At 72.4% G+C, this 11,340-nt stretch carries 12 protein-coding genes (1 of these 12 cut by a window edge); 10 read left to right on the plus strand and 2 right to left on the minus strand.

What is annotated here, in order from left to right; translation table 11 throughout:
• Positions 1-11 precede the first annotated feature (11 nt).
• Positions 12-728, minus strand: a complete 717-nt coding sequence (gene ubiG / locus ACP6CK_RS02385; protein WP_426957178.1) for a bifunctional 2-polyprenyl-6-hydroxyphenol methylase/3-demethylubiquinol 3-O-methyltransferase UbiG — start codon at positions 726-728, stop codon at positions 12-14.
• Between the two features lie 110 nt (positions 729-838).
• On the opposite strand from ubiG, the gene ACP6CK_RS02390 reads away from it, so the two are divergent.
• The 9 genes from ACP6CK_RS02390 (at position 839) to ACP6CK_RS02430 (ending at position 9,790) form a co-directional block, all read left to right on the plus strand.
• Positions 839-2,062, plus strand: coding sequence for an aspartate kinase (locus tag ACP6CK_RS02390; protein ID WP_426957179.1), 1,224 nt, complete (start codon positions 839-841; stop codon positions 2,060-2,062).
• 134 nt (positions 2,063-2,196) lie between these two features.
• Complete coding sequence (locus tag ACP6CK_RS02395) at positions 2,197-3,210, plus strand: NAD(P)H-dependent flavin oxidoreductase (RefSeq protein ID WP_426959847.1); 1,014 nt, start codon at positions 2,197-2,199, stop codon at positions 3,208-3,210.
• 109 nt (positions 3,211-3,319) lie between these two features.
• Positions 3,320-4,381, plus strand: coding sequence for a helix-turn-helix domain-containing protein (locus ACP6CK_RS02400; RefSeq protein ID WP_426957180.1), 1,062 nt, complete (start codon positions 3,320-3,322; stop codon positions 4,379-4,381).
• A gap of 130 nt (positions 4,382-4,511) precedes the next feature.
• Positions 4,512-5,657, plus strand: a complete 1,146-nt coding sequence (gene ispG, locus ACP6CK_RS02405; protein WP_426959848.1) for a flavodoxin-dependent (E)-4-hydroxy-3-methylbut-2-enyl-diphosphate synthase — start codon at positions 4,512-4,514, stop codon at positions 5,655-5,657.
• 6 nt (positions 5,658-5,663) lie between these two features.
• A complete protein-coding gene (locus ACP6CK_RS02410; RefSeq protein WP_426957181.1) occupies positions 5,664-5,840 on the plus strand; it encodes a hypothetical protein in 177 nt (58 codons plus the stop codon).
• 37 nt (positions 5,841-5,877) lie between these two features.
• Positions 5,878-7,131: a histidine--tRNA ligase gene (hisS, locus tag ACP6CK_RS02415; RefSeq protein ID WP_426957182.1), complete on the plus strand. Its 1,254-nt coding sequence runs from the start codon at positions 5,878-5,880 to the stop codon at positions 7,129-7,131.
• On the plus strand, positions 7,131-8,186 hold the full coding sequence (prfA, locus tag ACP6CK_RS02420) for a peptide chain release factor 1 (protein WP_426957183.1): 1,056 nt from the start codon (positions 7,131-7,133) through the stop codon (positions 8,184-8,186). Before hisS ends, prfA begins: the two co-directional genes overlap by 1 nt.
• On the plus strand, positions 8,183-9,040 hold the full coding sequence (gene prmC, locus ACP6CK_RS02425; RefSeq protein WP_426957184.1) for a peptide chain release factor N(5)-glutamine methyltransferase: 858 nt from the start codon (positions 8,183-8,185) through the stop codon (positions 9,038-9,040). Before prfA ends, prmC begins: the two co-directional genes overlap by 4 nt.
• 246 nt (positions 9,041-9,286) lie before the next feature.
• Positions 9,287-9,790 carry a DUF4167 domain-containing protein gene (locus tag ACP6CK_RS02430; RefSeq protein ID WP_426957185.1) on the plus strand — a complete coding sequence of 168 codons (504 nt, stop codon included), beginning with the start codon at positions 9,287-9,289 and terminating at the stop codon, positions 9,788-9,790.
• A gap of 52 nt (positions 9,791-9,842) precedes the next feature.
• On the opposite strand, the gene ACP6CK_RS02435 is transcribed toward ACP6CK_RS02430, so the two are convergent.
• On the minus strand, positions 9,843-10,637 hold the full coding sequence (locus tag ACP6CK_RS02435; RefSeq protein ID WP_426957186.1) for an MOSC domain-containing protein: 795 nt from the start codon (positions 10,635-10,637) through the stop codon (positions 9,843-9,845).
• A gap of 111 nt (positions 10,638-10,748) precedes the next feature.
• Here ACP6CK_RS02435 and clpB point away from each other — a divergent pair, with 111 nt between their 5' ends.
• Positions 10,749-11,340, plus strand: the beginning of a protein-coding gene (gene clpB, locus ACP6CK_RS02440) for an ATP-dependent chaperone ClpB (RefSeq protein ID WP_426957187.1). 2,000 nt of this gene lie beyond the right edge of the window; only the first 592 of its 2,592 coding nucleotides appear in the window; the start codon lies at positions 10,749-10,751; its stop codon lies off the right edge, out of view.

Raw genomic sequence — 11,340 nt, forward strand, 5'->3', positions numbered from 1 at the left:
CCGAGCGGCGCTCAGCTGTCCCGCACCGCCGCCGCGATGTAGTTCACCGCGACGTCCCGGCTCTCCCGCCAGCCGCCGGTCAGGGGTGAGGACACCATGCCCGCGATGTCCGTGACCCGGAGGCCTGCCCGGCGGAGGCCCGTGCCCAGCTCGGCGGGTGTGACGAACATGCGCCAGTCATGCGTGCCGCGGGGCAGGAGGCGCAGCAGGTACTCGGCGCCGAGCTTCGCGAAGAGAAAGCTGCGCGGGGTGCGGTTGAGGGTGGAGAGGAAGACCATGCCGCCCGGCCTGACCAGCCGGGCGAGGGCGGCGAGGAAGGCGTCCCGGTCGGCGACATGCTCGATCACCTCGAGCGCGGTGACGGCGTCGTAGGGTCCGGCCTCGTCCTCCGGACGGGACTGGCGATAGGCGATGTCCAGGCCGCCGGCCGCCGCATGAGCACGGGCGGCGGCGAGGGCATCGCCGGCCATGTCAATGCCGGTGACACGGGCGCCGCGCCGGGCGAGGGCCTCCGCGGCCAAGCCGGCACCGCAGCCGACGTCCAGCACCGAAAGGCCGGTCAGGTCGCCGCCCTGACCTTGATGAAGCTGACGGAGGCGCTCCGCGATCCAGCCGGTCCGCAGCGGGTTCATGGCGTGGAGCGGGGCCATGGGGCCGCGCGGGTCCCACCAGCGCGCCGCTAGGGCGTCGAATTTCGCCACCTCGCCGGTCAGGACGGTGGTCGTCATCGTTCCGGAATCCCCCAGGTTGCCCCGCCGCCCCGCCGCCGGTATCTGTGCCGCCCCGCGGCGGGGCGCAACCCGCGCGCCCCCTTTCCGGCAGTTGCTCGACACCCCTGATGGCCCGCATCGTGATGAAGTTCGGCGGCACCTCCGTCGCCGACCTCGACCGCATCCGCAACGTCGCCAACCGCGTGAAGCGGGAGGTGGAGGCCGGGCATGAGGTGGCCGTCGTTGTCTCCGCCATGTCCGGCGTGACCAATCAGCTGGTGAAGTGGTGCACCGACCTCTCGCCGCTGCACGACGCGCGGGAATACGACACGGTGGTCGCCACCGGGGAGCAGGTGACGACCGGGCTGCTGGCCATCGCGCTGCAGACGATCGGGGTGGACGCGCGCTCCTGGCAGGGCTGGCAGGTGCCGATCCGGACGGATGCCGCCCATGGCAAGGCGCGGATCGAGAGCATCGACGGCACGTTGCTGATCGAGCGGATGGGGCAGGGGCAGGTGCCGATCATCGCGGGCTTCCAGGGCGTGGAGCCCGGGCGGAACCGGATCGCGACGCTCGGGCGCGGCGGATCGGACCTGTCGGCGGTCGCCATCGCGGCGGCGGTGCGGGCAGATCGCTGCGACATCTATACGGACGTGGACGGGATCTACACGACCGATCCGCGCATCGTGCCGCGGGCCCGCAAGCTGGCCGCCGTGGCCTATGAGGAGATGCTGGAACTCGCGAGCGTGGGGGCGAAGGTCCTTCAGACGCGCTCGGTCGAGCTGGCGATGAAGCAGAAGGTGCGGGTGCAGGTCTTGTCCTCCTTCGAGGACAAGCCCGGGTCGCTCGTGGTGGACGAGGACGAGATCGTGGAACAGCCGCTGGTGACGGGGGTCGCGTACAGTCGCGACGAGGCGAAGGTGACGCTGCGCCGGGTGCCGGACAAGCCCGGCATCGCCGCCACCGTCTTCGGGCCGCTGGCGGACGCGAACGTGAACGTGGACATGATCGTCCAGAACCTCGGCTCTGACGGCACCACGGACATGACCTTCACCGTGGGCAAGACGGACCTGCCGCGGGCGAAGGAGGTGCTGGAGAAGGCGCGCGCGGAGATCGGCTGGGAGGCGATCCTGGCCGACCCGGAGGTGACGAAGATCTCCATCGTCGGCATCGGGATGCGCAGCCACGCGGGCGTGGCGGCGATGATGTTCAAGACGCTGGCGGAGAAGGGGATCAACATCCAGGTCATCTCCACCTCCGAGATCAAGACGAGCGTGCTGGTCGGCGTGGAGTACACGGAGCTCGCGGTGCGCGCGTTGCACACGGCCTACGGGCTGGACGGGCCGGGCTGACCGGCATGGACCTGCCCGCGATCCCGCCCGCCCAGGGGGCGACCCCGACGAGCTCGCGCCCCGACGCGGTGGGCGCGGCAGCAGGGGCTGCCGGCCCGGCGGACGCGGCGGCGCGGACGGCGCTGGCGCGGCTGATGGAGCGCGGGGCGGCCTTCTTCGGCAGCCGGGTCGCCATCATGGGGGGCGCCATGTCCTGGATCAGCGAGCGGCACCTCGTCGCCGCCCTGTCCGAGGCCGGGGCCTTCGGGGTCATCGCCTGCGGGGCGATGGAGCCTCCTCGGCTGGCCGAGGAGATCGCGGCGACCCAGGCGCTGACCGCCCGGCCCTTCGGCGTGAACCTGATCACCATGCACCCGCGCCTGGCGGAGCTGGTGGAGGTTTGCCTGGCGGCGAGGGTCGGGCACATCGTGTTTGCCGGCGGCATCCCGCCGACCTCGGCGATCAAGCGGGCGAAGGAAGGCGGGGCGAGGGTCGTCTGCTTCGCGCCCGCGCTGGCGCTGGCGAAGAAGCTCGTGCGTTCGGGAGCGGACGCCCTGGTGATCGAGGGATCGGAGGCCGGCGGGCATATCGGGCCCGTCTCCCTGAACGTGCTGGCGCAGGAGATCCTGCCGGCCATGGCGCGGGAGGTGCCGGTCTTCGTGGCGGGCGGGATCGGGCGCGGCGAGGCCCTGCTCTCCTACCTGGAGATGGGGGCGGCCGGGGCGCAGCTCGGGACGCGCTTCGTGTGCGCGACGGAGTGCATCGCCCATCCCCGGTTCAAGCAGGCCTTCATCCGCGGCGCGGCGCGGGACGCCCTTCCGACGGTGCAGTTGGACGAACGCTTCCCGGTGATCCCGGTCAGGGCGCTTCAGAACGAGGGCACGCGCCGCTTCCTGGAGCATCAGGCCGAGGTGATCCGGCGCCACCAGTCCGGCGAACTCGACAAGGCGGCCGCCCAGCTCGACATCGAGCACTTCTGGGCCGGCGCCCTCCGGCGGGCGGTGATCGACGGCGATGTCGAGCAGGGATCGCTGATGGCGGGCCAGAGCGTGGGAATGGTCACCCGCGAGCAGCCGGTGGCCGAGATCCTCGCGGAGCTGATGGATCAGGCCGCCGCGGCGCTGGCCGCCCGGGCGGGAACACAGTCCGCGGTGCAACCCGGCGCGTGAGCCGAGCGCTCCTTCACCGGCCTTCCGCCCCCGCGCGGGGCGGGCTAGGTCTTTCCCCGGCCCTGGCAGCATGAAGCGGCCCCGCACCTCCAGCATGATGAAGCCCGAGATGATGTCGGCCGAAGCCGCCCGCGTGGGCGAGGAGCTGCGCGACGCGCGGCTGGCGGTGGGCGTGACGCTGGACGAGGTGGCGGACCGCCTGCGGATCAACCGTCGCTACCTGGCGGCCCTGGAGGAAGGGCGGACGAAGGATCTGCCCGGCCCGGCCTATGCGCTGGGTTTCGTACGGACCTATGCCCGCGCGCTCGGGCTGGACTCGGACGAGCTCGCGCGCCGCTACCGGGACACCGGGGCGGTGACCGCCAAGGGAAAGGCGGACCTCGTCTTCCCTGAGCCGGTGCCGGAGCGCGGGATGCCGGCCGGGGTCGTGATCCTGCTGGGCGCGGTCATCATGGTCGGGGCCTATGTGGCCTGGTGGAACTGGAGCGGGGCGGGCAACCGCACCGTGGACGCCGTGCCGAACCCGCCCCCGCGGATCGAGCAGGCGGCGCGGGACGCCTCAGTCCCCGGGCCGTTGCCGGACACGGCCCCCGTGCTCCCGCCCACGCTGGGTGCGGCGACACCGGGCGCCGGGGCCGGGCGGCCCGGCGTGACGCCGCCACCACCGGGGGCTCCGGCCCAGCCGGCCGGGTCGCGGCCGGTGCCCCCTGTTGCGCAGGCGCTGCCGCCGGCGCCGTCCCCCAGCACCGCGGTGGCCCCCTCACCGGGCGGGACCGTCCCGGCCCCCGCTGCCCCGACGGCTCCCGCGGCCCCGGCTGCCCCGGCGCCGGCACCGGCCGCCGCGACCGGACCCTCGGCCGACGCGCCGAGCCGGGTGACGCTACGCGCCTCCGAGGAGGCGTGGGTGCAGGTCCGGGAGCGAAGCACGGGCCGCGTGATCCTGAACCGCGTGCTGCGGTCCGGCGAGAGCTACGCGATCCCGCCGCAGGAAGGGCTGGTCTTCTCGACCGGGCGGGCCCAGGGGCTTGAGGTCGTGGTGGACGGGCAGCCGACCGGAATCTTCACCGGTCGGGTCGGCGTCGTCCGGGACGTCGCGGTGAACCCAGAGGCGCTGAAGGCGGCCCGCCCCGCCGCCGGGGGCGCGGCGCCCGCTCCGGCCCCGGCGCGCTAGGGTGCAGAAAAACCCGGCGGCACTCGCCGGGTTCATGACGGCGGGATGATGGCGGAGGGCCCGAAGCGACGCCGGCCTTGGCCGGGATCGGGCCGCCTGCCATATCAAGGCCGATCGTGACCGAGGGGTCCTGATGTCCTATCGCCCGTACCAGCAGATCGAGCGGCGCAAGTCGCGGCTGATCCATGTGGGCCGTGTTCCCGTGGGCGGCGATTCGCCCATCACTGTCCAGACGATGACGAACACGCCGACGGAGGACGCCGCCGCCACCATCGCCCAGATCCGCCGCGCGGAGCTGGCGGGGGTGGACATCGTCCGCGTGTCCTGCCCGACCGAGGAGGCGACCGCCGCCCTGGCCGAGATCGTGCGGGAGGTGAACGTCCCGATCGTCGCGGACATCCACTTCCATTACAAACGCGCCATCGAGGCGGCGAAGGCCGGCGCGGCCTGCCTGCGGATCAACCCCGGCAACATCGGCTCCGCGGAGCGAGTGAAGGAGGTGGTCAAGGCCGCGCGCGACCATGGCTGCTCCATCCGCATCGGGGTGAACGCCGGCAGCCTGGAGAAGCACCTGCTGGAGAAATACGGAGAGCCGAACCCGGAGGCGCTGGTCGAGAGCGCGCTCTGGCACGCGGATCATCTGCTGCAGAACGGCTTCGACGAGTTCAAGATCAGCGTGAAGGCGAGCGACGTCTTCCTGGCGGTCGCGGCCTATACCCAGCTGGCCGAGGTCTGCGACCACCCCCTCCACATCGGCATCACCGAGGCGGGCGGGAAGCGCACCGGTACGGTGAAGTCGGCGATCGGGCTGGGGAACCTTCTCTGGGCGGGGATCGGGGACACGGTGCGCGTGTCGCTGAGCGCCGAGCCGGAGGAGGAGGTGCTGGTCGGCTGGGAGCTGCTGAAGTCGCTGGGGCTGCGGCACCGGGGGGTGAAGATCATCTCCTGCCCGTCCTGCGCGCGGCAGGGCTTCGACGTGATCCGGACGGTGGAGAAGCTGGAGGACCGGCTGGCGCATATCGCCGTGCCGATCAGCCTTTCCATCATCGGCTGCGTGGTGAACGGGCCGGGGGAGGCGCTGATGACCGACCTCGGCCTGACCGGCGGCGGGGCGGGCACCCACATGGTCTATTCGGCGGGGAAGACGAGCCACACCACCCGGACCGAGGAGATGGTCGACCATATCGTCGAGCTGGTCGAGGCGCGGGCGGCGGCCATCACCCGGGCGAACGAGGCGGCGAAGGCGGCCGAGGCCGTGCCGCAGGCGGCGGAGTAGACGGCGATGAGCGAGCCGAGCGAGCACCCGGTGCTGGGCGCGCTGGACCAGGCCCTGCTGGACCTGCTGGAGGAGTTCGAGGAAGGCCATGGCGAGCTGGAGCCGGCCGTCGAGGCCCGGTTCGAGCGGGCGAAGGAGCTGATGCGCCGGGCGATCGAGGCGCTGCGCGGGGAGGGGGAGTAGGGACAAGCCGGGGCGGCGGTGCTATCCCCCCCGCCCCATGGCCCAGACCTCCCTCCAGCCGGCCCGCGGCACGCACGACCTGATCGGCGAGGAGTTCCGCCGGCACCACCACGTCATCGAGACGGCGCGGCGGGTATCCGCGCTCTACGGCTTCGAGGAATGGGCGACGCCCATCTTCGAGGACACGCGGGTCTTCTCGCGCGGGCTCGGGGACACGTCGGACGTGGTGTCGAAGGAGATGTACTCCTTCGAGGATCGGGGCGGTGAGAGCATCACCCTCCGGCCGGAATACACGGCCGGGCTCTGCCGGGCGCTGGTCAGCAACGGGCTGGTCCAGGCGAACCTGCCCCGGAAGATCTTCGCGGCCGGGCCGATGTTCCGCTACGAGCGGCCGCAGAAGGGCCGCTACCGCCAGTTCCACCAGATCGACCTCGAGATCATGGGCGCGGCCGAGCCGCTCTCGGATGCGGAGGCGATCGCCTGCGGCTGGCACATCCAGCAGGAACTGGGGATCGCCCAAGGGACCGTGCTGGAGATCAACACGCTCGGCGACGCGGCGTCCCGGGACGCGTACCGGGCGGCGCTGGTGGCGTATTTCACCGGGCATCGGGATGCGCTGTCGGAGGACAGCCGGGCCCGGCTGGAGCGGAACCCGCTGCGGATCGTGGACAGCAAGGACCCGAAGGACAAGCCGATCGTCGCCGGGGCGCCGACCATCCATGACCACCTCACGACCGAGGCCTCGGGGTTCTACGACGCCGTGCGGCGGCATCTGGGCCGGTTCGGTGTGCCGTTCCGGGAGAACCCGCGGATCGTGCGAGGGCTGGACTACTATTCCCACACGGCCTTCGAGTTCGTGACAGACCGCCTGGGCGCGCAGGGCACGGTGATGGGCGGCGGCCGCTACAACGGACTCGTCGAGGAGATGGGCGGCCCCTTCACCCCCTGCGTGGGCTGGGCGGCGGGGGTGGAGCGTCTATCGCTGCTGATCGAGGCGGGCGGGAAGACGCCGCCGGCGCCGCGCGTCGTGGCGGTGATCCCTGTGGGCGACGCGGCCGAGGCGACGGCCCTGGATGCGCTCCAGGCCCTGCGCCGGGCCGGGGTGGTGGCGGAGATCGCGTACAAGGGCAACCTTAAGCGCCGTATGGAGCGGGCGAACCGGATCGGGGCGCGGGCGGCGGTGATCATTGGGGACGAGGAGCTGGCGGCGGGCGCAGCCCAGCTTCGTGATCTGGACGCGGGAACGCAGGAAAGGGTGCCGTTGGCGGAGCTGCCGGCGCGGCTGGGCTGATGGCGCTTCCCGCGAAGCTGGACCGGCTGCTGACCCGCGCGGAGGAGCTGCGGCACGAGCTCGGCACGGCCGATGGCAGCCGCTTCGGCGCGCTGTCGAAGGAGCTGTCCGAGCTGGAGCCGGTGGTCGAGAAGGTGTCGGAGCTGCGCGCCGCCGAACGGGCGCGGGACGAGGCCGAGGCGTTGCTCGCCGACCCCGAGATGCGGGAACTGGCCGAGCCGGAATACCTGTCCCTGAAGGAGCAGGTGCCGGCGCTGGAGCATGAGATCCGGATCATGCTGCTGCCGAAGGACGCGGCGGATGAGCGGTCCGCCATCCTGGAGGTGCGTCCGGCGGCCGGGGGCGACGAGGCCGGCCTCTTCGCGGCGGAGCTGTTCCGCGCCTACCAGCGCTACGCGGAGGGCCAGGGTTGGCGCTTCGAGGTGCTGGAGTGGGATGAGAGCGAGGCAGGCGGTGTAAAGGGCGCCTCCGCCTCCATCACCGGGCGCGGGGTCTTCGCAAAGCTGAAGTTCGAGAGCGGCGTCCACCGCGTCCAGCGCGTGCCGGCCACCGAGACCCAGGGCCGCATCCACACCTCCACTGTGACCGTCGCGGTGCTGCCCGAGGCGGAGGAAGTGGACGTGCAGATCAACGACAGCGACCTGCGCATCGACACCTACCGGGCCTCAGGCGCCGGTGGGCAGCACGTGAACAAGACGGATTCGGCCGTGCGCATCACCCATATCCCCACGGGGACCGTGGTCGCGATGCAGGAGGAGAAGTCCCAGCACAAGAACAGGGCGAAGGCCATGAAGGTGCTGCGGGCCCGCATCTACGAGGCGCAGCGGCAGGCCCTGGCCGGGGCGCGGGCGGCGGACCGTAAGGGGCAGGTGGGCACCGGGGACCGGAGCGAGCGCATCCGCACCTATAACTTCCCCCAGGGGCGGGTGACGGACCACCGGATCGGGCTGACGCTGCACAAGGTGGAGCGGGTGATGCTCGGGGAATTCGAGGAGGTCTTCTCCGCCCTCATGGCCGAGGACCAGGCGGCCCGGCTGGCCGCCGAGAACGCGTGAGCGGCTGCGAGCCGGGGGAGACGGTCGGGGCCTTTCTCTGCCAGGCGGGCCAGGTGCTTCGGGCGGCCTCGGTGGAGGCGCCGCGGCTGGAAGCGCGGCTGCTGCTGGCCCATGCCCTCGAGTGCCGGCAGGAGGATCTGCTGCGGGATCCCCGGGCGGCCGTCCCGGCCGAGCCGGCGGAGCGGTTCCGCCGGCTGCTGGCCGCCCGTGCCCGGCGGGTGCCGATGGCGCATCTGACCGGCGAGGCAGGGTTCTGGACGCTCAGCTTGCGCTGCACCCCGGACACGCTGATCCCGCGGGCGGATACGGAGACGCTGGTGGAGGCGGCGCTGGAGGCCGTGCCGGCCCCGCGGCGCGTGCTGGACCTCGGCACGGGAACGGGCGCCATCCTGCTGGCCGTCCTGTCGGAGCGTCCGGCCGCCTTCGGCGTGGGCGTGGACCGCAGCCCCGGCGCCGCGGCGCTCGCGCGCGAGAATGCACAGCGGAACGGGCTCGCGGACCGGGTCGCTGTGCTGGCCGGCGACTGGGCGGCGGCGCTCGCGGGGCGCTTTGACCTCGTGCTCTCGAACCCGCCCTATATCCAGACGGGCGCCATCAAGGGGCTGATGCCGGAGGTGGCGGCGCATGAGCCGGCGCTGGCGCTGGACGGCGGAGCCGACGGGCTGGACGCCTACCGGGCGCTGGCGGCCGCGCTGCCGGGGCTGCTCGCGCCGGGCGGCCGGGCCGTGCTGGAGCTGGGGCAGGGACAGCGGGCGGCCGTGGAGGAACTGGCTCGGTCGGCCGGGCTGGTCCCTCTGTTCTGCCGGCCGGACCTCGCCGGGGTGCCCCGCGCCCTTGTTCTGGGAGCCCCCTGAAAAAACGTTTGGCGGAATCGATGGAGAACACTAGGTTCCGCCTGCGGTCCCCTCCGTGCCCCCTGCATCATGAAGGGCGGGGCAGGGCGGGTTCGCCGGACCCGCGGTCCAGGCGCCCCAGTGTGAGGGGCGCGCCATCGCTCCCGGCTCGCCGCCTGGCACAACAATCCTTGTCACGCCCTGGGCCCTGCGGAACCGTTCCGCGCCGGCCGCCGGCGCGAGCATGAGAGTGCGAACACGAACCACATGAACATGAAGCGTATGCGCGGCCGCGGGAATTACCGGCAGGGCGGCCATGGTGGCGGCGGTGGCGGCCACGGTGGTGGCGGCGGCGGCGGTCCTCGCCACAACACCAGCCACCAGCCGATGAACCGGAACCATGTGTTCGATTCCATCGGTCCGGACATGCGGATGCGCGGCACGGCGCAGCAGCTTTTCGAGAAATACCTCCAGCTCGGCCGCGACGCGACCAGCTCCGGCGACCGCGTGATGGCGGAGGGCTACTTCCAGCACGCCGAGCACTACTTCCGCATCCTGGGCGCCATGAACCAGGCGCAGCAGGGCCAAGGTGGCGGCAACTACCCGCAGGGCGGGCAGCAGCGCCGCTACCAGCAGGACGGCCAGGGCGGTGAGAACGGCTACGGCGGAGAGGCCGAGGTCGAGGGCGCCGTGAACGGCCATGGCGGGCCGGATGTCGGCTCGATGGATGCCGAGCCGCAGGCGGGCGACGCCCGCGAGGTCATCCAGTAGGCGGTTCCGGGCGGCCGGACCGGCCGCCCCGGGGGGGATCTTTGCCCGGCCTCTACTCGTCCGCGCCGACAGCCGGCTCCAGCGCGTCGCCCACGGCCACGCGTCCACCCTCGAGCACGGTGGCGTGGACGCCGAGGTCCGTGTGGCCGAAATGCTCCCTTAGCAGGCGGGGGACATCCGCGTCGCGCTCCCCGGTCTCCAGGTTCACCTGCGTGGCGGGGCAGCGGACGGTGCGCTTGAAGACCGACAGGCGGGCGCCGCCGAGCAGCAATTCCTGGCCGACCCAGTCGTTCTCCGCCCAGGCGGGAAGGCCTGAGAGGTAGATGTTCGCGCGGAAGCGGAGCGGGTCCAGGCGGCGGCCGATCGCCGTCTCCAGGGCCGCGAGGCTGGCGAGGTTCAGGAGCGAGACGCCTTTTCGGACCTGATCCGTGAAGGCATGGCCGGGAACCTCGGTGAAGCGCGGGGGGCGGGGCGTGCCGTCGGAATGGGTTCCGTATCGGGCCTCGTCGCCGAGGAAGCGGATCAGCCACTCGCCCAGGGCGGCCCGTCCCTCCGGCGTGCCCGTGGGGGCGGCGAGGGGGGCGTGCCCCTCGGCGGCCAGGGAGAGGGTCTCGGTCCGCGGGTCGAAGGCCGCGCGGACGAGCACGACCTTCGCGTTCTTCATCATGCAGGCGAAGTTCTGCTTCGGCAGGAAGCGTGGCGCGGCCTCGTCGAAGGGTGCATCCCCCTGAGCGAGGGCGAAGCGGCGGTCATGGGGGATCGTCTCACCGGGGGTGAGCATCACCTCCTCCAGGGCCTCCGCGGTCAGGCCCTTCACGGGGTACCGGTAGAGACGCTCCACGCGCATGTCGGATCCTCTTGAACGGGCCGCGGCGGCGTTACCACATCCCCAGTCAAACGCCGAACCCGTTGCCGTCAGGGGCGGGGAGGGCGGTCGCCTCTATGAGGGACATGAGAGATGGACATCGAGAAGCTCACCGAGCGCGCCCGGGGATTCCTGCAGGCCGCGCAGACCATCGCCATCCGTGAGTACCACCAGCGCGTGACGCCGGAGCACCTGCTCAAGGCGCTGCTGGACGACGAGGAGGGCGCGGCCTCCGGCCTCATTCGCGCCTCGGGCGGAGATCCGGCCGCGGCGAAGCGCGACGTGGACACCGAGGTCGCGAAGAATCCGCGCGTCTCCGGCGGCGGGGCCGGGCAGCCGCAGGTGACACCCGACTTCGTGCGGGTGCTGGACGCGGCGGAGCGGGCGGCGACCAAGGCCGGCGACAGCTTCGTGGCCCAGGACCGGCTGCTGGTGGCCCTGGCCGCGAGCGACACGCCGGCCGGCAAGCTGCTGGTGAAGGCGGGCGCGACCGCGCAAGAGCTGGAGGCGGCGGTGGCCGAGGTGCGCAAGGGCCGCACCGTGGACAATGCGAACGCCGAGCAGCAGTTCGACGCGCTCAAGAAGTACGCCCGCGACCTGACCGAGGCCGCGCGCGACGGCAAGCTGGACCCGGTGATCGGCCGGGACGAGGAGATCCGCCGGACCATCCAGGTCCTGGCGCGCC

Origin of the sequence: Muricoccus radiodurans (assembly GCF_050154705.1) — a bacterium.
Lineage (GTDB): Bacteria > Pseudomonadota > Alphaproteobacteria > Acetobacterales > Acetobacteraceae > Roseomonas > Roseomonas radiodurans.